This window comes from Bradyrhizobium sp. USDA 4501, from assembly GCF_054062115.1.
This window is the reverse complement of record NZ_JBSSEX010000001.1, coordinates 1,865,031-1,890,911: the sequence shown is the minus strand read 5'-3', so window position 1 is coordinate 1,890,911 and position 25,881 is coordinate 1,865,031. Positions and strand designations below refer to the sequence as shown.

Genomic DNA, 25,881 nt, shown 5'->3' with positions numbered 1-25,881 from the left:
AATACCAATTAGGCATCATAGATTAAATAGCCATGGAGGCACTCATGTCGCTGCTACGCACGCTCGACCCTTCCTTTCCGATCGACCGCCAGATCGCTATTGACGCAAGTTCTGTCGTCCTGGTGAACCCATTCACTCTCGACAAAGCCGATGAGGCGGCTTTTCTCAAGTCCTGGCAGGACGACGCAGCGTTCATGAAGCGACAGCCGGGCTTCATTTCCACTCAGCTGCACAGAGCTCTCGGAGACAGCTCGACCTATCTGAACTACGCGGTCTGGGAATCCACCGCACACTTCCGCGCGGCCTTTACCCATCCTGACTTTCTAGCAAAAATCGCAAGCTATCCGGCCTCGGCGATAGCCTCCCCTCATCTGTTCCAGAAAGTTGCCGTGCCCGGCATCTGCGTTGCCTAGCCCTGCTGCTTTTAGGAAGGGAAGATACTCATGATCAAGTTGATCCATCCTGTCGCTGGCGCCTTGGCTATAGCAACGATCGGCACATTTTGGCTATCGACGGTACTCAGCGAGCTGTTCGCGTCCCATGCCACAGTTGCAGCGGTTAAGAGCACCATACCGTGGGGCTTCTTGTTGCTGATTCCGGCGCTCGCTGCGACCGGTGGTACGGGTGTCATCTTGGCAAAGGCGCGCCGGGCCGGACTGATCGGTGCCAAATTCAAGCGCATGCCATTCATTGCAGGAAACGGCATCCTGATTCTTATTCCGTCTGCGCTCTTCCTTGCGTCCAAGGCTCAGGGGGCAGAATTCGATGCCACGTTCTATGCTGTGCAGGCGATCGAGCTCGTCGCCGGCGGAACAAACATTACACTTCTTGCTCTCAACATGCGGGACGGTCTCAAAATGAAGGGATGGTTGCGCCACAAACCCGCTTGAACCGGAACTGCGCGGACAACTGACGTGGCGCCCGGTATTGTCGTGGCTTTATGAGTACGCGCCCTATCTCCCGCCGGAGAACAGGCCGGATGGCATCAGAATGCGCAGCCAAATCAGCAGCAGAACGTTCGGGCCTTCAGTTTATCTTCGGCAGCATAACGCTGACCGTGGTAACACTGGCCTGCTTGTACCTTCACGCGCATTTCGCCACGACGGCGTTCGCGTATTTGTTAGTGATCTTGCTGTTTTTGCTGATGGGCAGCTTCATCGCGTCGTCTGCGCTTTGCATCGTAACCATCGCCGCTCTCGCTTACTACTTTGCGCCGCCGGCATTCAGCCTACGAATCGATGACCCCCAAGACCTGCCGGTGATTGTTGCATTCTTTATTGCCTCGATTGTGGGAGCGCACCTGATCGGTAAGCTCCGCCAGGAAAGAGAGGCTGCGCGTGTGATTGCGGCCAAGCTTCAGCGGAGTGCGGCCGATTTGCAGGATCGCGAAAAGCAGTGGCGCGCCATTTTCGAGCACAATCCGGCCATGTACTTCATGGTCGATGAAGCCGGCACTGTTCTCAACGTCAATACATTCGGCGCGACACAACTCGGCTATGCTCGTGCTGAACTGATCGGTCAATCCGTGCTGGAGGTATTTCTCGAGGAGGATCGCGCGTCCGTTCGGGAATGCGTTCGGACGTGCCTGGAGGATCTCGGAAAAACGCGCACTTGGAACGTCCAGAAGGTCAGGAAGGACGGCTCGGTCTTGTGGGTACGTGAAAGCGCCAAAGCCATGCTCTGGGCGGATGAGCAGCCCATTGTCCTTATCGCCTGCGAAGATATCACGGAGCGAAGGCGGACCGAACTTGCCCTGCAGCGGAGCGAAGCACATTTGGCCCAGGCGCAGGAGTTGAGTCACACAGGCAGCTTCAGCTGGAACCCCACCACGGGCGAGGCCTTCTGGTCAAAGGAGACATTTCGGATTTTCCAATTAGATCCCCAGACGCCGCCGGGGCCGCAGCTCGTCGTTGAGCGCACTCATCCAGATGATAGGGCTTCGGTTCAAGAAATTATCGAGCGCGCGATGCGAGACCCGAGCGATTTCGAGCACGAATACCGGCTTCTGCTACCAGACGGCTCGGTAAAGCACATCCATGCGCAGGTACGAGCGACGAGAACGGCCTCTGGTGAGATCGAGTTTGTTGGGGCAGCTACGGATATTACGGCGGTCAGGCGAGCAGAACGACAGCTGCGCCGCAGCGAGGCCTATCTGGCCGAAGCCCAGCATCTCAGTCACACGGGCAGCTGGTCCTGGGACGTCTACGGTCTAGATTTCGTGTATCGCTCCGCCGAGATCGATCGTCTGTTCGGCTTTCGCCCACAAGAGCCGGTATCAATCGAGGCCATTCGATCGCGCATCCATCCGGACGACTTGCCGCGGCTGGAGGAGGTGCAGCGCCAGGCGATTGAACAGAAGGAGGGGCGGTTCGAATATGATTTTCGTATCCTTCTACCAGATGGCAGGATACGACGCATACACTCCGTTGCGCAGGTGGTGGTCGGCAGCGATGGTAACGTCAGCGAGCTGATCGGAACACATATGGATGTCACCGAGCAACACGCAGCTAGGGAGCGCCTGGAAAACACACTTGCCGCGCTGCGCGAAAGCGAACAGCGCTTTCGCGACTACACCGAAACAGCTTCCGATTGGCTCTGGGAGACTGGGCCGGATCATCAGGTCACTCGCTTATCCGAGCACACCAACGCTGCGGGAATTTTGGCGACGGGATTGATCGGCCTGCTTCGCTGGGACATTGCGTGCGACCTCGAGGAGGAGCCCGAGAAGTGGCGGCAGCATCGGGCGACGTTGGAGGCCCATCTTCCGTTTCGGGATCTCGTCTACCGCACCGTGAATCGGACAGGTTCTCCGATCTACGTCCGCACGAGTGGCAAGCCCTTTTTCGATGGAAAGGGGAACTTTCTCGGCTACCGTGGCGTCAGCACTGACATCACCGCGACCATTCGCGCCGATCAAGCCGAACAAGAACTACGAAAGGCACAAGCGGAGCTTGCGCATGTAACGCGTATAACGACCTTAGGAGAGCTGACAACTTCCATCGCCCATGAAATAAGCCAACCACTCGCCGCTATTATCAGCAACGCCGATGCGTGCCTCGGTTGGATGGGGCGGGAAGCTCCTAATCTTTCCGCTGCGCGCTCTTCGGTGGAGTGGATCCTCGAAGACGCAACCCGGGCAAGCGAGGTGATCCGTCGTATTCGCGCGCTCGCGAAGAAAGGCGACATTGAGATGGTGCTGCTCGACATCAATGAGGTCGTTAAGGAGGTCATTGCGCTGGTAACACGAGAGCTGGTGAGCCACCGAGTGACGTTAAGAACCGAGTTGACGGCAGGGCTGCCTCCGATCCTTGGCGATCGGATTCAGCTACAACAGGTGATCATCAATCTGGTGATGAACGGAATCGAAGCCATGGAGGTAGTTACCGACCGGACGTGCGAACTGCTGATTCAATCATCAAAGGACGATGTGGGGCACATCCAACTTGCCGTGACCGATTGCGGCGTCGGCATCGCCGAGAACGACGCGGACCGCGTCTTGGATCCTTTCTTCACCACCAAGTCGAGTGGCCTTGGAATGGGTCTTTCGATCTGCCGGTCGATTGTGGAAGCTCACGGAGGACGGCTGTCAATGGTCCACAAAAGTGGACCGGGCGCGACCTTCCAGGTTGCCCTACCGCTGCATAAGGAGGCCGTCTCGTGACAGGACGATTTGACTCGCCAAGTGAAGTCAGCAACGCCGAGTCCTCGACAAGGGCGGTTGTCTTCGTCGTCGAGGATGACATCTCCATGCGTCGCTCGCTTACGAATCTTTTTCAATCGGTAGGGCTAGGCGTTATTGCATTCGGATCGGCGCACGAAATGCTGCAGAGCACAATCCCGGACGTTATTAGCTGTCTAGTTCTTGATGTCCGGCTGCCAGGCTTGAGCGGCCTTGACTACCAGACCGAGCTAGCGAGGTTGAACATACGTATTCCGATCATTTTCATTACCGGCCATGGCGACATCCCCATGACCGTCAGGGCCATGAAGGAAGGAGCGGTCGATTTTCTCAGCAAACCGTTTCGCGATCAGGAACTGCTTGATGCCGTGGTTGCGGCGACCGAACGCGATCGCAAAAGACGGGAGGCTCAGCACATCGTCGCGAACCTGCAGTGTCGATTTGAGAGCTTAAGCCTGCGCGAGCAGGCGGTGATGAAACTGGTCGCTGCCGGCCTGATGAACAAGCAGGTAGCCGCCGAGCTTGGGCTCGCCGAGATCACGGTCAAGATCTACCGGGGACACGTAATGAAGAAGATGCGTGCACGGTCGCTGGCCGACTTGATCAGAATGACTGAGACGTTGGGAATTCGCGCCAATCGTCCTGAATAAACACAAGTATGATTTTACAATTTCATCAGTCCAGCCCATCTTTCGCCGAAGGCGGCTAATGCTTGCAGCCCCTATTCCCCCTTCAGGACGGCTCGTCTTGTCCGCGCCTGTGATTTCCGTTGTTGACAACGACGCCTCGGTCCGTGCGGCGACAGAGAATTTTTTGAAATCGCGTGGCTACGGCGCACAGGCGACAATGCAGCAATTGTACGGGGCGCCCGACCAAATCATTCAGTGCGCTTGAAGAAATCAAAAGCTGTTCGTGAAGGCGGATTTCCAAGACGCCGTGCGATCTCGGGCTGAAACGCTGGTGAGCAGCGACCGTGTCGAGATGCGGTTTTAACTGACGCTTGAAGGTACGGACTGAGCACCGAGGCGAATATGATTGTAGAGGATTTGCTCCCGCTCGTCTTTTGACAGCTGCTCCACGCGAATGACGACCTGTGAATCCTGGATTACCGGTAGAGCGGATTCCTTCAGAAAAGTTCTGGCGTTTTTGTAAATGTAATCCCGGGATGTGAAGACAAATTTGGCCCCGCGTCGAATTGCTGCCCGAATATGGGGAAAGGTTGGCATTCCATTCTGACGTCATTTGCCAATCAAGCTGGGTGGCTCCAAAGGCGTCATCCACCCAGAAAAACTGCCTTTCATGTGGGTTCGACGCAGCCACAAATTCGGACGGGTCGCGTAACTTCGCTGTAAAGCAGTTCCATTCGTCCAGAGCGCGAGAGCGAGCGCCGCTGCGATCGCAGATTTTCCACATGCCGGTTCGCCGAGAAAAAGAACGAAGCTACGTTCGACAATGGCACGAGCTGCGGCACGGAATGCATCGGTCATGACAAACTTGTTCATGTCGTCATCACCGAGCGCGCTGAGAATTTCCTGCGCCTGGTCATAGGCGCGGTGGCCGAGGATTTGACTGAGATCTCCAAGACCATAAATATGAGGGATCAGCATCCGGAGGCGTGCAGACTCCCGGATGAATTGGGAAATTTGGTCTGCGCCGTAGATGCGGCAGTGTTCAGCCCTGGAATGGCTTCAAACACGGCACGAACGGTTTCATCGGTCGTGGCAGTGAGTCGCATATTCGTGAAGAGAAAGTAGTTGTCCGCAAGCCCCCGTGACGCGAGACGAGCAGCTTTGGCGAGTTCATCCTTCAGGAAAGTCAGTCTCAGGTGCCGGTGCGGCTTCTGCGAAAACTTGCGTTGAACCGTGAAGTTGCCTGTGAACGTCTCCCCCTTGTTGGAAGTCCAGGTGCCGTAGAACGCGCCGTCGCGGCCTCCGTCATGCGAGTCGAAAAAGCCCTGAACGGTCTGCCCCCAGATCTCTGAGGCTACAGACACGCGTAATTGCTGAAATGCCTTCCAACCCAACGAATGCAGTTCGTAGGTGGTTGGCGTCGCAATGCGATCGGAGCGTTCGGGCGAGTCATGGCGCTAGGCTTTAGCCAATTCAGGCATTTCGTTCTTTTTCGCCATGGCAGGCGTATCCAACCAAGCTTGGCTCGGTAGGCGCTTTACGAATTCAGTGAAGACGGTCACGAACGCGGTCCGCTCCGCGTCGGAGTCAAATTCTTCCGCGTCATCGGGAGCCATCAGCGGGCGCACGTCGGCCAAGAATGAGGGATCTTCCAGCTTAGCCCACATGCGCTCCTCGGCCTCGGCTCGATAAATGGTTTGGCCGGACGCACTCAGATGTTTGCCAAACAGCTCGACGACACGTGCAGCGTCGAGCCCGTCAAACAGCGCAACGGCCTTCGCAAGATCAACGAGATCTCGGCCTTTATCGCGTTGGAAAAGTGCACGGAGTTTCGTCGCTAGGATTTCTTCTCGGCTGAACGACGTAATATCCGCTTTCCCGTTGAACCAGGGGTTCTTAACTTCGAATGGGAAGGTCTTCTCTCCGTCGTAGGCGGTTCGTTCGCGTGTGGCGATTTCAACTTTGACTCGAATGGGCTGCGAGGCATTTTCATCCTCGGCTTTGATCGTGAAAGTAAGCTTCGGTCCTATGTCTCCGAGATCGTAGTGGCCGCGGCCCATCCACGGCTCCAGCGCAGCTCGGAGATGGTCGATGATTGGACCGACCGGGGCCCTCGGTTGTGCGCGTAAGATCGATGTCTTCCGAGTACCGATATGCGCTTGGAAAGTGTAGTTTATTGAGTGCGGTGCCGCCACGAAACCGCAGTTCTTTCTTCAGATAGTTATCCTTGAAGATTTCGACGAGCGCGCGGGATATAATGAGATCCTGCTCGATCTGACGGTCTTCCGGCCATGGGCCGTTTGGCTCCACGCAACGATGTTCATGGCCGGGATCATTGATCGAGCTCCGGACGACGGTGAACCAGAACGTTCCAGCGGGCGTCGCGCTCGGTCGGATTGCGGGATTTGCCAGTACGCTTGGATGGATCGAGGTTGACCCAGGGCAGCAGCTTTTCGTTTTGTAGGTGGGCGTGAAGCCCTTCGGCGGCCTGGCCATGTTTGACGAAATCGAGCAGGTAGCCGAGCCGCTGGATGACAGAGCGCTCAAAGGCGGGCGCGAGTTTTTGTAGCTCCCTTGCCTTCATCTTGGCACCGAGATCGGAAAGCACGGTAGCGATACTGTCGATTGTTCCGGCCACATGCATGTAACGCAACAAGTCGAGACCGGTGAGTTCGGGCGAGGACAGCTTGAACCGGCCTGTATCCGTCTTTTGATCGGTGATCGCTTCCGTAAGAGGGTTTATGTCCTTGCGGTAGAAAAACGTGAGGATCGAACGGCCAGCGCGGGTTTTCGGTATCCGCTTGTCTGTTACGGTCTGAAATTGCATGACAGCTTGGTGGGAAGCTCCGTGTATCTCGGCGGCCTTCATCAATCCGACGTAGTAAGGGTGGCCCTCGTGCTTCATTAGATCGTCGATGTACCACTGAGGCGGAGGCGCGCCACGAGCCAGGTATTGCGGCGGGAAGACCACGTAAAAGCCCTGCCGCGGATTGATGAGTGCCTTTTTGTCTTGTAGCCGTTTTGCTGCGGCGAGAAATCCGCGAGAAGTCGTACCCAACTCGGCGATGGCCTCGTCGCGGGTAAAAGATATCCGCCCGCTGGCCAGTAGGTCCGTCAGGTAAGAGGAAAGGGTTCGGCGCCGGTCAAGCATCATGTACGAATATACCCGAAATGCAGGCATTTTTCAACATAATGCTATGTAGCTAAATCCTCGAAAAATGGGGATTTTCCTACATAAGATTGTCCAGCTAAGCCCGCTTGAACACACCGCCGACGTCATATGGCGGTCTTTTGGAAAGTAAGTACGTACGTAATCGAGCAGGGACTGGTGGTCCGTTAGAGGGGTGGTTTGGCCGCGAGCGCGGATTTCATCCACCAGTCGACGAAGTGTCTGAGTATTCTTACTAAGCGTTGTAGGCTGTGGCCTTTTTTGAGCCGCATATTGAGCAATTGCATGATCGATAACGTTCTGGTCTTCTCTAGACAGATGGGGATAGTAATCCCCCGTGCTGGCAGCAGCCTGGCTTGCCTGGGGCAAGTGCTGCTCAAAGACCTCTTGTCCGGCTTGGCCCGTCTGCGACCCTTCCGAAACGGCGTGCTGCGTTAGCGGTCCAGCTGGTACATTAGATGGATCAAAGTCCTGCCGGTCCATGTTAGCCTCACGTCCAAGATCACCTGACCAAGTTTGCTACTCGGGCAACCTTTCGAGAAACTGACATGGTCATGTGTCCTAGCGGTCGCACCGGCCAACCTCGGACCGACGTCGCCCGAGATCAGCCTCGCCTCCATGATCTAGCCCTTCGCACCTGTCGCCAGCGTCGAACATTTCGCACAGTTGCAACACTTGGGTCCTGCCAGGGCCCTTCCCCATGCGGGTGACGCGCGACCGCCCGATCTGGCTAGATGCAAAATTTCGAAAGGCACTTTCTGTTCTCGGAGTGGCTGCGGAGTCAAGGCACCCGGGCGGTCCGCAAAAACATCAGATTGGCGATTCTTGTCGGGTGAAATTGATGTTTTGATCCGGGAGTCGTCCGGCGGCGCGAAGGGATCCCGAAACGCGCTCGAAGGAAACAATACCGATTGAGACCGTATGGTTCCAATCGGGAGCTTCCTTTCATGATCATCATCGGCCTCAAGGGCTTTATTGGGTCCGGCAAGACTACCGTTGCCCGCCATCTCATCGAGCGGCACGGGTTCGTGCGTGGCCGGTTCGCTGGCGCGCTGAAGGACATTGCTGGCGTGCGTGGCCGTGCGCTGTCATAGAGTGTTTGGCCCACAGGCCCTTCCGCATGACGAATCAGAACGGCTGAATCTCCGCGCTCTGGGACTAGACGTCGTCCGCCCTGTTCTCCATCTTTTCAAGGAATCTGAGAGCCTGTTGGTATTCGAACTCGCACCACGCAAGCTCGAATGGTTCCATCAGTATCTCTATCCACATTTCGGCAAAGGCTGCCACTCCGACGAAAAATAGAATTCGCGACCTCCTGATCAGCTATCAGTTGACGAAGCCGGCGAAGACGAATGAGTTGTCGCTGTAGCCAGCCGCACATGCAGCTAAGAGGATCGTGATCAGCGGCTCAATCGAACCTTGGTAAAGATTGGGGCACCTCAAGGGGAGCACCTGACGATACGAAAGTTTATGGCGGACGTTCGCCTGGCTCGCACATTTGGTCCAACGGCTGCCCGAGCAGCAAAATAATCCGACGGCTTCGTAGAGGGCGTTCGCGTAGTGAGATTGCGGCGACATGCCCGCTATCTTGGCCTCAAGACGAGGTCGTTAGGAGCGGGGTCAGTATGTCAAGCGCAATGATAGGGATTGCTTCAGGCTCCGCGGCCCCTGCGCTATGCACGTTGAATGAGATCGAGAGCGGAAAATCGACGTCACTTTTCCGATCGTCAGCTCGGCATTGTGATGACAGGCCGTGCGGCAGTTGAATGATCCACCGTGATCCGCTTGGTTTCTTATCTCGAGAGCCAAAGTCGTCGTTGTTCACAAAACCATACAATACAGCGGTAATGTCAGTGATGTTCCCCGACGATGATAATTTATCAGGACGGGACCGGACAGATCTTGTCGGTGAATAGCAGGCGCCAATTCTGCTACGCAGGACTACTCCGCCAAGCTGCAACGCTCAGCTGCCCGCTCGAGGCGCCTGGACCGGAGGCGGGCTCCGCATCACGACCCAAATTTTTCGCGGAGCTCCGCAGCACGAAACAAATTCAGCGCGGAGATGAGAGTCTTGTCGTACGGGAACAGCCTCCGAGCGGACTTAACCCGCGCGTCATGGTCCAGTCCAGATATCGTCTGGCCCTCTAAAAGAAGCGCCTCGGAGAATCTACGAAGAGCAGGGCGATACGGGTCAAGGGCGGCCTCGCTGCGCCGATTGGCACGCGTCATCATTTCAATGAAACTCTCGTCGTTTTCTGAGGGGCCTGGGTGGAATCGCACGGCGAGCGTCGGGCTCGCAGCAATCGCGAAGATTGCTCAGCGGCGCCTTCATCCTTCGGCTATTAGAATTCGTTGACGTGAGCGATAGGATTGCTGATTGCGCAGATCAAACGCTCGACGTCGAAAGCGGAGAACATGCCCGCAATCGGCCAAGTTCGGTAGTATGCAGGCTTAATGTGCGCCTTTTAACGGGTCCGAGCCGCCGCATTATACGTCGCGTCATCAATTCGGCGCCGGTCTTTTTCAGACTGATGAGGGCATGTACCGCTGCTGGCTGGGAGCGCCGTCGCCAAGGACGGCTCAAACGCCTGGTGCCTCGCCGACCCTCTTGCTGTTCTTCCGAGGTGGCATGCTGCACCTGCGACCAAACTGTTACGTTGGATGGGTCACAATTGTGCGGATCCACGTAGCCTCACGTCCAAGATCACCTGAGCAGACATCCTACCAGAGCAAGCTTTCGAAAAGCTGACGAAGCCGCAGCGTAGCTGCTCGCGATCGGGCGGCTCGAAATTGGCATCGATCTATTCCGTCACGCTTACGTCATCGGCCTCCCTCGGCATGACGTCGAGCCGAGCGCGCCGAAGTGACTTTGGATCATCGACATTCTGAAGGTGAGCCGCGTGACGCCCTCGGATGGTCAGCAGGGGTTGCCTTCCGGCCCGGTAGCTGTGGGGCGGGCACCCTAGCTATCCTGCTCGCAGACCTACGGCGAGGCGCTCTGTGCCGCGAAGCCGATGCCAGACGATCGCCCTGGGCGTTGAGCTATGAAACCTTGCGCCGATGGGAACGGAGATTCATTGGCCCGCGCTGCCGAAGTATCCTGCGCGTGATCAAGTTCGATCCAGGCAATGCCAGTCGCGTCCTGGCACAGCCTTGTATTCGGACCCGTCGGACATGGTCTGTTCGTCGAAATCCAGCCGAGCAATGACCTTCCGGCGGCGCTTACAAGTTGAGAATTGCGGGTTTCTGGGCACGGCCGGCGCGTGAACAACACGCCGGACTGGTCGGATGTAGTCAGCAGACGGCAACTGCGCGTATCCATTCAACCTGAACAATCGCTCGTCCCGTAACGACCAAACGAGACTGCAGGGCGGCTATCGCATCGATCAGGGCTCGAGGCCGTGCTCCCGGAGAACCTTATGCATCAGCTCGCCTTTGATCTCGTGAGCGATTTCGCTGAGGATCTGGGCTCCGACCACCCGCTGGGCATCGACATCATCCGTCAGGCCATGCTCCGCGAGTCGCTCGTTCAAGCGCGCCGGAAACTCATCTTCGAGCGCATCGGCAATCCGGTCCCGCGCCGCGGCATGATCATCGGGGGCGATCCGCCTCACTGCCGCATCCCAGGGCTCCCAGCGCGTTGCCAGAAAATCCGCAAAACCCGTCGCTTCCTGTTGCCGCACCGACGTCTCAGCCCTGGCAACGTCGTCCGCCGTGACCTCAGCGAGATTCAAGAAGCGCATATCGGGGGCGATGTGGCGCAGTTCAAGCCGATCCCGTAGCTGGGTCTGATAGGCAAGATAGACCTCGATCTCGTCGATATCGGCCTCCGGGTCGGCGCGACGCAGCGAGCTGACCGTCTCGCGTGCGATGTCGTCAAGCGCCCCCAAACGAAACATGACACGGCCGTGTTGGAGCAATTGGTCGAGCCGATTGTCATAGAGCCCATCCTTGACATCAGCGTTTACGCGTGCGGTCTGCATGCCGTTCCAGGTCAAAGTGATGCGGTCCTCGCAGGATGCAGTCGCTCCATTGGCCAGCTCGAAATACTGCTTGCGCAGCTGCGGCCTCATCGCGGCTTGTAGCAGACTCTCGGCCACCTGGTCGCGGAACGCCTGATGACCATAGTTCACGGTGCCCGCGAGCCTTTCGAGAAACAGTGCGAAGTCCTGCGCACCCGGCTCTTCGGCGAAGCCCTGCCATGTGTCCACTGCGCCGGGCTCGTCCGCGAGCCAATCCGCGACAACCGCGTGCAGGAGAGGCGGCTGATGTTCCACCGGTTGTAGCGGCATCGACAGCAAGACCTGCGGACCGGCATAATCCGCGCCACGCGTGACTGACGCCAAATCGGCTAGCACCGGGGGCGGTATCGGATTAGACCGCAGGTCGATGCTGGACGCGCTGCCGAGCTGCGTCAGCGCGGTCGCGGGCAGGCCGGTCAGCTGATTATTGCGGGCGCCGAGCATTTCAAGGCTGACCGGGAGCGTCTCGGGCAGATTGGTCAGCTGATTTTCGCTGACGTCCAGGTATCCAACTCTAGCCGGAATCTCGGGCAGGCTTGTCAGCTGGTTGTCGCTTGCGTCCAGGTAGCGCAGTCTGGCTGGAAGATTGGGCAGGCTCGTCAGCTGATTTTCGCTTACGTCCAAGCGGCGGAGCCTGGCTGGAAGGTCGGGCAGACTGGTCAGCTGGTTATTGCTGGCGGAGAACTCCTCGATCGTGGCGGGAAGGGCGGGCAGATCGGTCAGCTGGTTGCCATCGACCATCAAGCTGCGGAGCCTGGATGGCAGCTCTGCCGGCAGGCTGGTCAGCTCGTTGGCCATGAGGTGGAGGTTCCGCAGCCTGCTCGGAAGGGCGGGCAGGCTAGTCAGCCGGTTGTCAGAGGCGTAGAGGTCCCGGAGTCCGCCCGGAAGCTGGGCCGGCAGGCTGCTCAACTGGTTACCGATGACGATGACGGTCCGGAGCCTGGGCGGGAGTGAGGCTGGCAAGCTGGTCAGGGACAATGACGACAAATTCAGCTCGTCTCTGACATTACCCTCGTCCCGCCATGCCCTCGTCCGGTTGACCCCCTCTTGCCGATTCTCGTTTTGGCCCTGCCCCTCTTCTGCTGCCCAGCTCGCCAGGGCGCTGTCCTGCGACGAGACGAGGTCGGCGCCGGCCGCTCCCGTGACCCACCGCGTCAGGGCTGACGCCCACTGGGGAAGGCATGAGGGGGACTGCCCGGCGGCCGCAGACGCTGGTGCGGTGCTTTCGGATTCGGAAGGTACGCCAGCGCCAGGCTGAGCTCGTTCGGTATTCATTAAACTCCATGACATGTTTGGACTCAGCCGATTAGGCGGTTCTATCGGCTAGATCGAGACGTTCGCATGGTAGGAAGCTCAGCTGTCCATAAGCTGACGAGCGTCAGGTCATCCGCCATGAAGCGGTTGCAAAGCTACTCTATGTTCGCTTGGTGAGGATCCTGTGCTGTCGCGCAGCTGCTCAAATATTTCAATTCCACATTCGCAGCGTCGGACTCCAGACTGCTGCTCAGGCCGGACCATAACTCCATCCGGACGAAATACTCAGAGGCAGGTCACCTTGAACCGCTTTGCTGGTTGGAAACTGACTGGTCCGGCGTACAGCCCGGTCTCCTCGTGAGGCTCGCTGGCGCTTGCCAACTGCTGCTCGAACGCCTCGCCTGCCTGACGATCTTCCGCGGCGGCCCGTTGCACTTGTATCAAAGCTGCCGGACTGGATGGGAAAGGATTGTCCACGCTCTTCTCACTCCGCGGACGGTGGCAGCACAGCTACGCCGGCAAGCTTGCGAGAAGCTGGCGGGCCTTCCGCCCGGCTACAAAAAGTGGCTCACCGATCCTTGCATTTGGTTTCCGTGGGCGCGCTACTGTGATCGCCCGCTCCAGCACAGTAGATCGTGCGATGTGCGGCCCGGGTGTCCTGAATGCCGCGGGGGCCAGCGGCGCATCGCATTCGCCGTGGATGGATTTTCGTCGACCGCGACCGCCTGCTGAGAAACACACCATAGCTGCTTCATCCCGTCCCAAGGGAATGACCGTCAAGCAAAGGATTCAGCTCGCAGGCGCAATATCGTCAATCAAGGCGCTTTCATCCCTGAGCCGACGCCTTTGCTCCGGCTGCTATTGGCAAGCAGGAAGGCAAAGATCTTGTCTATATGGGCGATGTCCGGCATCGGCTTCAATCGATCACCTCAAGCCAAAGCCCCGGCCGCATGTTAGTCCAAGAAGCAAATGGAGTAAGCCACTTAGAAAGCCCTAGCCAATATGGAGTGGCCTGTTTTTTTGCCACAGAAACGGTAGCGACATCGCGTCCGATGGCTTGCTGCACGCGAACCGTCGAGAGTTATCTCGCAACTAAACCTAGGTTGGCGTGGTAAAACTCTTGTCGGAAGTTATGCTGCTCGAAGATCCGCAGAGCGACGACGCTTGAAACGAGGAACGCCTCAGTGAAGAAAAAGCGAAATCATGCGAGGCAAACAACATCACTGCAGGACCGCCTGGCCGTATTTGCAAGAGGTCTTGCTGAAATGGCGGCGACCATGCCTGCGGGCGCGGAGCGAGATAATCTGCTGAAGCGAGCCCGCACCGCGGAAATTGCAGCAGATATTGACGATTGGGTCTCCTCGGCTGGGCTTCAGCCGCCGACGCCATAGGGCTGGAGCTCCAGGGCCCGCGTATCCCGCCGGGGTTCTTCTACGTTCAGGAACAAGGGTGCCGAAGATTCGGATCCCGAAGACTGGCCATTGGAATAGGCTAGGAGCCGGCCGCCTGTGTGGTCCGAAGAGAATGAGGAACCGCGCTCCACAGACTGGGGAGCCTGTCATTCACGCGCATCTTCTGCTTGCGCGATAGCGTCGGCTCATGGCGGGCCCACCACCGCTCGAGCTGAAGCCTGGCTCATGGCTGCTACGGGAGTTCTGTTCGCCAAAACGCGCAAACGTATCACAAGCATGGCTGCGTAAACGGCCTTGCCGATGGACAAGCCGATCCAGATACCGATGGCACCGAGGCCAGTTTTCAAGCCGAGCACGTAGCTGACCGAAAGGCCGATCAGCCAGTAAGCGATGCCTGCGAAGAGCAGCGGCACACGCGTGTCCCTTAAGCCGCGCAGGCCGCCAGCGGCAATGCTCTGAAGTGCATCAGTAATGAAGAAGCTCGCTCCGACAAGGATGAGAGCTGCAGTCAGCTTGATCGTGGCGTCCGCGTTGCTGGCCGTCTGGTCGACGAACAGCTCGGCGATTTCAAAGCGCGTGCCGACCACCGCAATCGTAGCGACCGCCGCGATCAGGACTCCAAGCAGCATGGCGGCAAAACCAGCTTGTCTGATACCTGCTAGATCGTTGCGGCCGAGTGCGTGTCCGATGCGCACGCTCACCGCCATTCCGATGCAAAACGGGATCATGAACAGGGCGGCCGCAACCTGGAATGCGATCTGATGGGCGGCAACCGCGGTGGTGCTAATCACACCCATCAGGAGTGCGGTCGCAGAAAAGAGACCCGATTCCATGAAAATAGCGACCGAAATCGGAGTGCCGACCACGAGGAGCTCCCGCATCAATGGCCAATCGAACCGCCAAAAATATCGCAGCACCTGGTAGTCGCGAAAAGGATGGCAGTATGTAACGAACCAAATACCGGCCAGAAAGGTCCCACTGTTCACCAGACTGGTCGCAAGGCCGGCCCCGAACAAGTCAAGTTGCGGCAAGCCGAATTTGCCGGTGATCAACAGATAGGCCAGCACTGCGTTGGTCGGAATGGCGGCGAGCGTGATCCACAAGGCTGGCGCCGGGCGATCGACCGCTGCCATGAAACCGCGGATCGCCAAAAACCACAGCGCCGGCAAGATGCCCCAGGCGAGCCCGAGCAGATATTGCTGAGCTAAGCGCGCGATAGCTGGCTCCTGGCCAAGCGCAAGCACGATTTGCTCGCCTTGCACTGGCAAAACCATGATCGGTGCCCATAGAACGAGTGCAATCCATAGCCCCATGCGCAGCGAGCTCCGTACCAGAGCTGTGTTTGCCGCGCCACGTGCTTGCGCCGCGAGTGGTCCCACTGCCGAGATCACGCCAGCTGCGAAGGTCAGGCCAACCGATAAGATCATGCCGGCAAGCGCGGCTGCCGCGAGGGCCTCGGTGCCGATGTGGCCGATCCAGGCCAGATCCGTCGCCATCATCGCGATCTGCGCAAGTTGCGTGAGTGCGATCGGGGTCGCGAGTGTCGCGGTTGCGGCGAGTTCGCCACTGAGACGATGGCGCGTTACCCATTTGACCAACTGGCAACGGCAGGATGATCGGTGCGTGTCGTCCCCAGTCTTTCTCATTGAATGACACCGCTCTGGATTCCGCGCTTCAGCTGATTGCCCTGCTGACACGGCACTTGCGCTGCAATGACGGTCGGGTCATCGGCACTGTCATTGCTGATAGCATGTTCTCAATTGATGACGCTCCGCTCAAAAATGGTGAGAGCGTTTGGCCTCCAAGGAAAGCAGTCGTTGTTATGAGCGTTGTGCTCGCGACTTCGGCTGTTGCGTTTCAGACGCTGACTGGCTCAAGCGCGACAACAGGACGTTTGCAGCGACTTAATGCTGCGAGAGGCGCATCATTCTTCAATGAAAAACTCTCAAGCGCCATTGGCATGTCGATTGCTTGAAAGATGTGAGAAGATTTATGCGGCCATGATGTTTCTCCAGTAACCCATACGGGTTTTCAAATGAGGATTGCCGGATCCGTTCGACTTCAGGGGTGTCACCAGGCGCGCTCCACGACATCGCAGGCGTGAGCGTCGATCACCGGCAAGATGCCGAGCTGTTTCCTTTGAAGCTGAACAAGCGAGGCATCGGAGCTTGCGCCGTCAGATGATTGATGAGCTGATGCAGGACGATTGGGATCCTGAGCAACTATTCAGGCAACGGGACGAGCTCAAGGTCAAGATACTTTGTGCCCAATCGGTTATAGCCGAATGTAAGGCAGAATTGGCGGAGCTCGAGCGGAGACTTGAGGCTCGAGCGGTCTCGCCGCCGATCGATGCACGACAGCGCAACTCTGCAGTCAATAGTTCAATACGCAACACGCCACCGCGCGAATCCCGAAGCGTCAATGATCCTGTTGATCAGAATGCTACTGTGGCGTTTTCGAGCCGATCATGGGACCGTTGAAAGCTGACGCCGCGGACGTTAACACAGAGAGGTATTGTCATGGAGCTGGTAAAGATATCGAGACGCATCGTGTTGCAAACCGGAGGGTGAACTGGATAACGGGGGCGGCTCTGCCGCTAAGCTCGGGCGTTTTGGACGCGTTGCGCTTTCGGAATTGCAGAACGGTATCGTAGCATTTTGACGAGTCAAAAGCTCTCCACCCGGACCCACGCCGAGTGATCGTCTTGTTCGTCTTCAGGTCGTTGAGATTGCTGATAGACGTATCTGGAGCGGGCGTTCAATGATCAAGGTGGTGCGCGGCCGTGGGGCAGGGCTTGCGATGTTCCGGGCGGTGCTGACCGGGAACGCCGACCATGCCTCGTCCGGCATCGCATGAATCATGAATGATGACGAGAACTGACTGATCATGGGGCCGCAAGCGATTACAATTCGATCCGGAAGAGAGCGGTTAGCGGCAGTCACCTAAATTCGTAGACGCCAGGAAGAGGGGCCCGCGACGAATGCGATCCGGTGCCGGCCGTAGCCTCGTCAGCTTTTCGACAGCTTGCCCGATTAGGGTAGGTATAGCTTTGCGGGCGCTTCAAGAAACAGCGCGGTGGTTCACCGGCAGTCAGGACCAGGGGCGTCGGGCAGGGCCAGCGGGATCAGCCACGCATGCCGCCAGGAGAGATTCGGCGATTGCTTGACGATGAGCTGGCATCTCGAGCCGCGGATCAACCGCCTCGCCACTTGCCGAGCGGCTATTAGGCCACACACGAGGCATCGCCGCAGATGCTCTGGCGCCTGTTAAACTGCGGCGCGGCACGACACGTCTAACCGGTATCGAGCGTGCGACTTGGCTTCAGTCGGCTTTGCTTCGATAACCCTGGCTCAACTGGATTGCTTTCGCGCACAGTGCTCTTGGAGCGAGCGATGAAGATGCGTTTGTGGCCCAGAGTGTTCCTGTCGGGCTCTCATCGGTGAAATAAAGACATCGACAGCGGATTACTGGCTGACCTGTAAGCCTTGCTGTGTGCGCCCTTGCAGGGCCGTTCATCGCCCCTTGCAGCAATGCTGCTGCGAGCTCGTAAAAGTCTATGCGTGCTCTGCGTCTTATAAATGTCATCATGCGCGGCGAGTGAGGCGAGCCGCGACGGATCAGTTCCGTGTACGTGAGACAATTACGCCGCATCGATCAACGCGGCGGAGAGACGAGGTCGATGAAACAGCCTTTTCGAGCATGCAGTCCGTTATCCATCATTGCCTGCATCATTCTCAGTCCGGCCGCCAATGCACAAGATCGTCGCATCGTTACCGAACCCATTGCACCTCAGACGATCTGCGACCGGCCTGTGCCGTCCGGCAAGCAAGATACGGTCACCTTGCAAGATGCCATCAACCAATGCCCGTCGGGGGCCGCCGTTTATTTAGGACGAGGCGAGTTCCGGTCGGGGCCTCTCGAGATGAAATCGGGGGTGACGTTATGGATCGGGCGAGGCGCCAAGCTCATCGCCATCCCCGAACCGGCTGCTTACGACAAGGGCCGTGGACAGTGTGGTCGCATCTCGGGCAAGGGCGATGGTTGCCGGCCGTTCATCAGCTTTTCCAAAACCCGTGGCGGCGGTATCTACGGAGACGGCATCATCGATGGTCAGGGCGGTGCAACCATGGTCGGCGGCGCCGAAAGCTGGTGGCAGCTGGCCCGCCGAGCCCAAGCCGAGCGCGGCAACCAAAACGCCCCGCGTTTGATCCAGATCGATCATGCGCAAGACATCACGTTCGCGGGTGTCACCTTGCGCAATGCGCCCAATTTTCACATCGCGATGAACCGGGTCGAGGGGGCCACGTTTTGGGGCCTCACGATCGATGCACCGGCGGACGCCCGCAATACCGACGGCATCGATCCTGGCGCGAGCCAGGATGTGACCATTACCCGCAGCTTCATCCGAACGGGAGACGACAACGTCGCAATCAAAGCCGGCGATAATGGCCCGAGCAGCCATATCTCCATCACCGACAATTATTTCGGCTGGGGGCACGGCATGTCGATCGGTAGCGAGGTGAATTCCGGGGCCAGCGACATAGTGGTGCGTAATCTGACGCTGGATGGAACGACGTCTGGTCTGCGCATCAAGAGCGATGTCAGTCGAGGCGGTCTGGTCGAGCGCGTGACTTATGAAAACATCTGCCTGAGGGGCAACCGGTGGCCGCTGGCGTTCGATACGAAATACGATCCACGTGCACAGGGCTCGAGGATTCCGATCTATCGGCAGATTGTTCTGCGCCATGTGCGTGGCGACAATGGCGTGCTGATGATGCGTGGCGCAGACGAGCGGCATGCCCTTGACGTAACACTCGAGGATGTCCGATTTGCCAGTTCCGCGAGTTGGCAGCTCGAACATGCAAAGGTGACAGCCGATCATTCTGACGTATCGCCGCCGCTGCCGGGACAAACGACAGAACCGCCGTCGCGCGGATCGGACGCTTGTTCCAGCGCATTCCGAGACACCGACCGGTAAACACTACGACGCCGGCGCGGAGCGTCGGAACGGAGAGGCCGCATCGATGGGCTTGGATTGCCGATATTGGCGGAATAAAGCCTCATGGCTCGCGCCCCGCTGCGACTGATTAGCAAGGGCGGACATTGCGAAAGTTGCGCTCAGGATCCTCGGGGTTATCTCGCGGCCGCCCGTTACATCGACTGCACAGAACGCGCCGCAAACGCGACCAAGGGGAGGTCAAATGAGAATGATTTTGATGTCCGCCGCGCTTCTGGCTGGATGTTTCTGTCTCCCGGCAGTATACGCCGAGGCATTATTGGTGTCGCATGCCGCAAATGCAGACTATCACTCCCTGCAGGAAGCCATCGACGCGTTGCCGGCGCAAGGCGGGGATGTTCGGATTGCGCCGGGGACCTATCGCGAGAAGGTCAACACCTCAAAATCCGGTATTCATATCGTGGGGACTGGCGGCAAACCGGAGGATACGGTCATTGTGTATGGCGACGGCGCGATCAATGCGGGAGGAACCGCGCGTTCGGCAACACTGAATGCCACTGGCGATGACTTCCGGCTCGAAAATCTGACGATCCAGAACGACTACGCCCTCAATCCAGCCAATCCCCCCTCGCAAGCAGTAGCGCTGTCAGTTACCGGAGACCGGGACGTCATTACGCGCGTGCGCCTGCTAGGCGCCCAGGACACGCTGTTTGCTGGCAAGGGACCGAACGGCCGAATGTCACGACAATACTTCTCGAAGTGCTACATCGAGGGGCATGTCGATTTTATATTCGGCAACGCCAAGGCCTGGTTTCGGCAATGTGAGTTGCACGGCATCGCCAATCAAGCGGTCATCTATACCGCTCAGAGCAAGGCAACGCGGGATGAGGACAGTGGCTATGTTTTTGATCATTGCAGGCTAACTGCCGACCCTGTTGCGGGCTATATCGCACTTGGCCGCCCTTGGCGCCCCTACGCCACAGTGGTCTTCCTGTCAGCGAAGATAGATGCCCCCGTGATCGCGGAAGGGTGGCGCGAATGGACGCCCGGTAAGACCTTCACGTTGAAGACAAGCTATTATGCTGAATACAGATCATTCGGCGGCGGGGCCAACCCCTCAGGCCGCGAGCCTCACTCCCATCAATTGACAGATGGCGAAGCTGCGAGATGGTCGCTGAGCGTGTTCTTCGGAGGCGCCACAGATTGGTTGCCAACCAGCCATCACGATGGAACACAGAGCAGCGGTCAGGGCGAAGGGCTTCGACGGCGATTCTCGGATGAATGACGGGAGGAGAGCCCAGTTGTCATGGAGAGTCTTGTATAGAAACCCAACTGGCGCCCGAGTCAAAGCGATAGAAGGGGCCAACCCGACGATCTCATCGGTTCGCGGTGCGCCCACATGCATCCGCGCCAGCTCGCAAATCATCTTTTCCTTTTGGCGGCTCAGTGTCGGCAAGCGCTGCGGACCGTCACGTCAGCGCCGTCGTCATAGCTCGGCACTGGCTGATTTGCTTGTTCAGCTCCTTGCGCAGATCTGCGGACAACGAAGTGAGCTGATACTTCGCGGCTATCTTCGCTCGGCCGGTGATGTTCGGGACCCGCGTAGCTCAGCCAGTAGCGGTCGGCTCGATCAGCCGATACTGCGGGGCAACTACGGTGGAGTCCGACGTTCATCCATCCTGGATCGGGAGCCTACAAACAGCGCCTATCTTGATTTCGGCAATTCGCTCTATCCATTGCCGCCCTCGCCGCCGAGGACATCCGCATCATCGCGAGATCGGCCCTCGTCGCTTAAGTGAAACACCGATGGATGAGTCGAGCAACGCCGGTGCCTTAGATCGGCGTTCCGCAGCACTCGCTGCGCATCACGCGAATTCTCTCGGCGACCCACTCGCCCCACCGGAAGAAAACTGCAACAGGAGACTTAGCAGCTTTCTGCAGCAAAAGTCGATTTACAGTTTGAGGCCGTGATCATTGAGCACCTTGTCTCTGAGAGCGCCCTTGATCTCACGGGCGATTTCCCTACGAACTGCGGCACCCAACTCTAGCTTGGCATCCTCGACAAGGTCAGCTTCGACCCCGATCAAACCTCTGTCGGTGAGCTGTTGCTGCAGCCGCCTGGCGAACTCCGGCCCCATTGCAGCTATGAGCTCGTCGTGCGCCATGGCATGGTCTTTGGGCGCGATATGACTCACAACGTCGTCCCAAGGTTGCCAGTCCACCGCCAAATAGTCGGCGAATTCCGTCGCCTCCCTCTCCCGCACGGATGCCTCTGCGCTATCAACGTCAGCGTCGGTGACGCCGGAGACTTCAAAGAAGCGCATGTTCGGCGCGACGTGTTGCAATCCCAGTCGCTCGCGGAGCTTATTTTGATAAGCAAGAGAGACCTCAATCGCGTCGATGTCTTCGACGTTGTTGCCCGAGCCTAGCGAGTGAACCTTCTCGCGCGCAATTCTCTCCAGCGCGTCCAGGCGAAACATGACCCGCCCCAGATCGATGAGATCGGGAAGCCGGGCCTTGTTGTTATAGGCGCCGTTTTCGACGTCCGCGATGAGCCGTGCGGTCTGCATGCCGTTCCAAGTCAAAGTTCGGCGATCCTCGCAGCTCTGGTTGGCGTCCAGGGCCAGTTGGAAGTAGCGCTTGCATAATTGCGGGTCGTTCGCCGCCTGCCGCAGATCATCGGCGACCGACTGGCGGAATTCTTCATTACCTGAGTTCACGGAGTCGAACAGTTTGCCAAGGAAGAGCGTGTATTCCCGGGCGCCGGGCTCTTCAACAAGGCTCTGCCAAGCTGCCAGCACCTCCTCGATCAGCCTCCTGTGGATTGGCGCGGAGCCAGTCTGCGACCTTCTCGATGAGAGCATCGGCCGCCTCATCGTCCGTCCCGGACGATTCACTCTCGTCATCGCGCCAAAGGTGGACGGTCGGACCGACATAGTCACCGGCGCTAAGTATCGTACCCAGATTCGCTAACACCTGCTCGGGCAACGGATTTTCAGTCAGACCTATCCTGCCATCAGCGCGAAACTGCGTCAGCAGGTCCTCGGGCAAACTCGTCAACTGGTTTTGGCTGGCATCGAGCAACTCAATTGAAGCAGGAAGGGCCTCCGGCAAACGCGTGAGTTGGTTTTCGCTGACGTCGAGAAACTGGAGCGTGGCAGGAAGGACCGCCGGCAGATTCGTCAACTGATTGTGGTTGGCGTAGAGAAACCGGAGCGAAGCAGGTAGGACCGCGGGCAGATCCTGCAACTGATTGTGGCTGAGGTCGAGAAACTCCAGCGCAGCGGGTAGGACCTCAGGCAAGCTCCTCAGCCGGTTGGAGCTCGCGTCGAGGCCTCTGAGTTCGGTTGGAAGCGAAGGCAAACTGGCCAGTTGATTGGCACTGACGTTTAGACATCGGAGCGAAGCAGGCAGGTTATCGGGCAGAGTGGTCAGCCGGTTGAAGGGCAGATCAAGCATAACGATGGCGCTCGGAAGTCTAGGCAGGCTTGTAAGCGACAGCGATGCGAGATTCAGTGTAATGGCCTCACCGAGAGCATTCACTCGGCGCACCGCTTCTTCCCGATCCTCGAGCGGGCCTACCTCCGGTTCGGCAGCCCAACTCTCGAGCACCTCGTCTTCGTCGTTCTCTGCATGGACTGAGTGCCCGGAGTTTGCGGCGTAGCCGGTCACGACTGCGTTCCACTGCGCCGCCGCCCCGTTTTGCCCGCCCTCTTGTCCGGAAGATGCAGAAGGGACGCCTCCGCCGCGCTGAATCTGTCCTGCCTCAAAAGGATCCAACTCACCCTCCTTATGAAACTGAGTAGCCTCAGCCCATGGTGACCTGCTCTTGTACCTAAGACACTTAGCTTTCGATAAGCTGACAGACTATCACCGTAGGGTGGCAACGATGGTATCCAAGCCGAATGACTGTCGGTGCGACGACGCTGGAGTGACTCGATCTCCGCCGAGGGCAGTTATCTCCAACCTGCACGTGCTTCGGTCATCCCCGTGGCAAACGAGCGATCCGAGGTTCTGCAGCGACACTCGTCAGCTGCTCGACAGGTAAGGCTGTTAACGGCGGAACGCTGCCCTGGGAGCGGGTGCTACCGGACTTATCTGGTCAAAGAAGTGGTGGCAAAGCTCGCAGCAGTGTCGATCCATTTGCCGCGCTTGGACTCGTGTGAACCCGTACCCACTCGGACCCGGGACCGTAGAGCACTTGTAGCGGTTATCGAGGGACATTCGCGCTGTGCAACCGCCCGCTTCGCGGGGGGCATTCTTGTTTCTGATGATGGAGAAATTGATGGACGCGGGACGGGCACAGTGGAACGCAGGTTCTTCTTCCTCAGCGCCTTCCGAAGAGGCGGACCAGGAAAGCTACCTCGGCGGTTTCAACCGCGCCGTGGCGAATTTGGTCGAAAGCTTGACGGGCTATCGGACCCCGGCTTCCGCGCGCGCGCAGGTCATCGACAACTGGGTTGCCGAAGTGGGGCAGGGCCAGGCCGAGAATCGGCGGCAGGGGCGCACACGAATCAGGAATACGGAGAACACAGGCTCGCACTCGCTGGATTTGTCCTCGCTTTCGCTGACCGTTTTGCCCGCCGCCCTGTCGCCAAGATTGCTGGAACTGCGCGCCAGGCACAACGAGCTAAGCAGCCTGCCCGCCATGCTCCCACCCGGTCTCCGGCGTCTTTTCATCAGCCATAACCGCTTGACCAGTTTGCCGGACGATCTTCCGGCGACCCTCTCTGAGCTGGAGGTCGCCGACAATAGATTGACCAGTCTGCCGGCCAACCTTCCGGCCACCCTCGAGATCCTGAACGCGAACGACAACCGGCTAGCCAGCCTGCCGGACGCTCTCCCGAGCGGGCTTACCTCGCTTGCGGTTGGCGGCAATCAGTTGACCGATCTGCCCGAGTCGCTCCCGTCGCGGCTCGTTGAACTCAATGTCAGCAGCAATCTATTGGCCAGCCTTCCCGACCTACTTCCGAGCACGCTCCAATCGCTCAACGCCAGTGGTAACCGGCTGACCAGCCTGCCTGAAGGTCTGCTAGATGCTCTCGTGCCGATGAATAGCCTCAACTACCCGCATCTGCAGAGCCCCGAGTTCGGGGATAACCCGCTGCCGGACGACATTCTCGCTCATCTGGCGGCGGCCGAAGCGCCACCACCGCAGCTTGCGCAGCAATCCCTGCATGAGGCTGCGGCACACTGGCTCGCAGACGACCCGGCCACGCTGGCCGAATGGCAGAACTTTGCCGATGAGCCTGGCGCCCAGGACTACGCACAGTTCCTGGAAAGGCTACGTGGCACTGTGAACTACGGCAATGACGCGTTTCGGCAGGCCGTGGCCAATGATCTGCGGCAGGCGGCTGCCAATGCGGATTTGCGCGAGCAGTTCTTTGCACAGGCTTCCGAGGCTAACACCAGCTGCGAGGATCGTGTTACGTTGCACTGGAACGGTATGCAGACGGCGCGCATCAACGCTGAGGTCAAGGATGGGCTATATGACAACCGGCTTGGCGAACTGATCCAGTGCGGTCGTCTCGCGTTTCGCCTGGAGGCGCTGGACGAGATCGCGCGCGACAGGGTCAACTTGCTCGCTAGCGTCAACCCGAACGTAGACGACGTCGAGGTCTACTTGGCCTATCAACATCGGCTGCGCGAGCCGCTCGAGCTCAGTCACATCGCTCCTGACATGCGCTTCTTGGCGGTCGCTGACGTAAGCGAGGATGATGCGACGGACGCGCTGGATCTGGTCCGGAGGCGCGAAGCAAGCGAGTTCATCGACTATATGGCAAGCCGCTGGCAGCCCTGGGACACGGTGCTGGAGCGCATCGCTTCGGACGAACATGCCGCGATGCAAGACCGGGTGCTCGAAGCCATGGGCGAGGAGTTTCAAAGCCGCCTCGGCCAGCGACTGGCCGAGCATGGTCTGCTGGGCGACGCGGATGCCGAGCGGGTGCTCGGAGCGCAAGTCCGAAACGAGATCGCTGGCGAGATCAAACGCGAGGTCATGGACCGTGTGCTGGCAGAGCATGGCCTCGAACTATGACGCTCCCGAACCGCTGCAGAGATGTTTATCATTGCTCTGCGGCGGCACGTAAAGATCGATCGTGAAGCCTCGTCCATCGCTGCCAACGTGCTTTTGCACCTTGGAAAGTGCGCTGCCGTCGGTCTGAGCTTTTCGTTTTTGCCGAGCGACGAAATCCCGCGCGCGAGGCGAGGGAGGGCGTAGGGCCGAAAGCCGCTATGGGACGAGAGCTCCATCGGTCGAAAAGTTGTTGAGAGACCAAGTCGCACAGCGGTGAAATCATCAGTTCCGGAGGCGCTGCCCAGCCAACGGGCTCAGGTTGACGAGGCAGCTAACCGTTCGGCAGGTCTATTTGACTTCGGGCGCCTCCCGCCTGCTCCATCTTGGCAAGCAAGTTGTGCAGTTCAAGCATGCACCGCGTCGGCAGCTTACGATGGACAAGCCGTCCTGCAGGTGAGGTCGTGCGCGCGCTCCAGTGGGGCAGTCTCGAGATTGCACGGGAAGCCTTGCGGTTCTCAGTCAAAACAGCGTCAAGGAAAAGACATTGTCCGTCATCAATGAGCGCCTGCAATAGGACAAGCTCAGCGCCAAAGTTGATGACACGGACGACAAGATACTCGTCACGTATTATCTGTCGGAGACGGGTAGAGGCTATGTGAATCCCGCCGTGATGTTTGAATTCGGCGCACGATCGACAGGCGATCCATTGTTATATCCGTCGACCAACTCGCTGCCGGCGAAGA

20 protein-coding genes and 1 pseudogene are annotated in these 25,881 nt (G+C 58.4%); 10 read left to right on the top strand and 11 right to left on the bottom strand.

The window, feature by feature from the left end:
* The first annotated feature begins 32 nt into the window (after positions 1-32).
* The 4 genes from ACVWZM_RS08655 to ACVWZM_RS08640 all read left to right on the top strand — a co-directional run bounded on the left by ACVWZM_RS08655 (position 33) and on the right by ACVWZM_RS08640 (position 4,329).
* Positions 33-413: an antibiotic biosynthesis monooxygenase family protein gene (locus ACVWZM_RS08655; RefSeq protein WP_456852598.1), complete on the top strand. Its 381-nt coding sequence runs from the start codon at positions 33-35 to the stop codon at positions 411-413.
* Positions 414-443: 30 nt separating this feature from the next.
* A complete protein-coding gene (locus tag ACVWZM_RS08650; RefSeq protein WP_456852596.1) occupies positions 444-890 on the top strand; it encodes a hypothetical protein in 447 nt (148 codons plus the stop codon).
* An 89-nt stretch (positions 891-979) separates the two neighbouring features.
* A complete protein-coding gene (locus ACVWZM_RS08645; RefSeq protein ID WP_456852594.1) occupies positions 980-3,661 on the top strand; it encodes a PAS domain S-box protein in 2,682 nt (893 codons plus the stop codon).
* Positions 3,658-4,329 carry a response regulator transcription factor gene (locus tag ACVWZM_RS08640; RefSeq protein ID WP_456827050.1) on the top strand — a complete coding sequence of 224 codons (672 nt, stop codon included), beginning with the start codon at positions 3,658-3,660 and terminating at the stop codon, positions 4,327-4,329. The genes ACVWZM_RS08645 and ACVWZM_RS08640 overlap by 4 nt, the downstream gene beginning before the upstream one ends.
* A gap of 339 nt (positions 4,330-4,668) precedes the next feature.
* Here ACVWZM_RS08640 and ACVWZM_RS08635 read toward each other — a convergent pair whose 3' ends face one another.
* The 6 genes and pseudogenes from ACVWZM_RS08635 to ACVWZM_RS08610 form a co-directional block, all read right to left on the bottom strand.
* Positions 4,669-4,905, bottom strand: a complete 237-nt coding sequence (locus ACVWZM_RS08635; protein WP_456828420.1) for an nSTAND3 domain-containing NTPase — start codon at positions 4,903-4,905, stop codon at positions 4,669-4,671.
* A gap of 52 nt (positions 4,906-4,957) precedes the next feature.
* Positions 4,958-5,166: pseudogene (locus tag ACVWZM_RS08630) on the bottom strand (nSTAND3 domain-containing NTPase); the annotation flags it as partial.
* A 113-nt stretch (positions 5,167-5,279) separates the two neighbouring features.
* The gene (locus ACVWZM_RS08625) at positions 5,280-5,702 is read right to left on the bottom strand and encodes a hypothetical protein (protein ID WP_456852592.1); all 423 of its coding nucleotides are present in this window, start codon (positions 5,700-5,702) and stop codon (positions 5,280-5,282) included.
* Between the two features lie 63 nt (positions 5,703-5,765).
* Positions 5,766-6,401 (bottom strand): nucleotidyl transferase AbiEii/AbiGii toxin family protein, encoded by a 636-nt coding sequence (locus ACVWZM_RS08620; RefSeq protein WP_456856652.1) that lies wholly within the window; start codon positions 6,399-6,401, stop codon positions 5,766-5,768.
* Complete coding sequence (locus ACVWZM_RS08615; RefSeq protein ID WP_456852590.1) at positions 6,298-6,618, bottom strand: nucleotidyl transferase AbiEii/AbiGii toxin family protein; 321 nt, start codon at positions 6,616-6,618, stop codon at positions 6,298-6,300. Before ACVWZM_RS08615 ends, ACVWZM_RS08620 begins: the two co-directional genes overlap by 104 nt.
* A 22-nt stretch (positions 6,619-6,640) precedes the next feature.
* Entirely contained in the window at positions 6,641-7,462 is an 822-nt protein-coding gene (locus ACVWZM_RS08610; RefSeq protein ID WP_456852588.1) for a type IV toxin-antitoxin system AbiEi family antitoxin domain-containing protein, read from the bottom strand.
* A 962-nt stretch (positions 7,463-8,424) separates the two neighbouring features.
* Between ACVWZM_RS08610 and ACVWZM_RS08605 the strand changes: the two genes are divergently transcribed.
* Complete coding sequence (locus tag ACVWZM_RS08605) at positions 8,425-8,571, top strand: hypothetical protein (protein ID WP_456827052.1); 147 nt, start codon at positions 8,425-8,427, stop codon at positions 8,569-8,571.
* 232 nt (positions 8,572-8,803) lie between these two features.
* On the opposite strand, the gene ACVWZM_RS08600 is transcribed toward ACVWZM_RS08605, so the two are convergent.
* The gene (locus ACVWZM_RS08600; protein ID WP_456852586.1) at positions 8,804-9,055 is read right to left on the bottom strand and encodes a hypothetical protein; all 252 of its coding nucleotides are present in this window, start codon (positions 9,053-9,055) and stop codon (positions 8,804-8,806) included.
* A 1,808-nt stretch (positions 9,056-10,863) separates the two neighbouring features.
* Positions 10,864-12,297 carry an NEL-type E3 ubiquitin ligase domain-containing protein gene (locus ACVWZM_RS08595; protein WP_456852584.1) on the bottom strand — a complete coding sequence of 478 codons (1,434 nt, stop codon included), beginning with the start codon at positions 12,295-12,297 and terminating at the stop codon, positions 10,864-10,866.
* A gap of 1,640 nt (positions 12,298-13,937) precedes the next feature.
* On the opposite strand from ACVWZM_RS08595, the gene ACVWZM_RS08590 reads away from it, so the two are divergent.
* Entirely contained in the window at positions 13,938-14,144 is a 207-nt protein-coding gene (locus tag ACVWZM_RS08590; protein ID WP_253624384.1) for a hypothetical protein, read from the top strand.
* Positions 14,145-14,350: 206 nt separating this feature from the next.
* Here ACVWZM_RS08590 and ACVWZM_RS08585 read toward each other — a convergent pair whose 3' ends face one another.
* Positions 14,351-15,811, bottom strand: coding sequence for an MATE family efflux transporter (locus ACVWZM_RS08585; protein ID WP_456852582.1), 1,461 nt, complete (start codon positions 15,809-15,811; stop codon positions 14,351-14,353).
* On the opposite strand from ACVWZM_RS08585, the gene ACVWZM_RS08580 reads away from it, so the two are divergent.
* The 3 genes from ACVWZM_RS08580 (at position 15,811) to ACVWZM_RS08570 (ending at position 20,407) form a co-directional block, all read left to right on the top strand.
* Positions 15,811-16,140, top strand: a complete 330-nt coding sequence (locus tag ACVWZM_RS08580; protein ID WP_456827055.1) for a hypothetical protein — start codon at positions 15,811-15,813, stop codon at positions 16,138-16,140. The genes ACVWZM_RS08585 and ACVWZM_RS08580 overlap by 1 nt on opposite strands.
* A gap of 1,704 nt (positions 16,141-17,844) precedes the next feature.
* A complete protein-coding gene (locus ACVWZM_RS08575; protein WP_456827056.1) occupies positions 17,845-19,143 on the top strand; it encodes a glycoside hydrolase family 28 protein in 1,299 nt (432 codons plus the stop codon).
* A gap of 223 nt (positions 19,144-19,366) precedes the next feature.
* Positions 19,367-20,407 carry a pectinesterase family protein gene (locus ACVWZM_RS08570; protein ID WP_456852580.1) on the top strand — a complete coding sequence of 347 codons (1,041 nt, stop codon included), beginning with the start codon at positions 19,367-19,369 and terminating at the stop codon, positions 20,405-20,407.
* Positions 20,408-21,074: 667 nt separating this feature from the next.
* Here ACVWZM_RS08570 and ACVWZM_RS08565 read toward each other — a convergent pair.
* On the bottom strand, positions 21,075-21,923 hold the full coding sequence (locus ACVWZM_RS08565; RefSeq protein WP_456852578.1) for an NEL domain-containing protein: 849 nt from the start codon (positions 21,921-21,923) through the stop codon (positions 21,075-21,077).
* A complete protein-coding gene (locus ACVWZM_RS08560) occupies positions 21,895-22,902 on the bottom strand; it encodes a hypothetical protein (protein WP_456852576.1) in 1,008 nt (335 codons plus the stop codon). The genes ACVWZM_RS08565 and ACVWZM_RS08560 overlap by 29 nt, the downstream gene beginning before the upstream one ends.
* A 505-nt stretch (positions 22,903-23,407) precedes the next feature.
* Here ACVWZM_RS08560 and nopM point away from each other — a divergent pair.
* The gene (gene nopM, locus ACVWZM_RS08555; RefSeq protein WP_456828422.1) at positions 23,408-25,159 is read left to right on the top strand and encodes a T3SS effector NEL-type E3 ubiquitin ligase NopM; all 1,752 of its coding nucleotides are present in this window, start codon (positions 23,408-23,410) and stop codon (positions 25,157-25,159) included.
* The last annotated feature ends 722 nt before the right edge of the window (positions 25,160-25,881 follow it).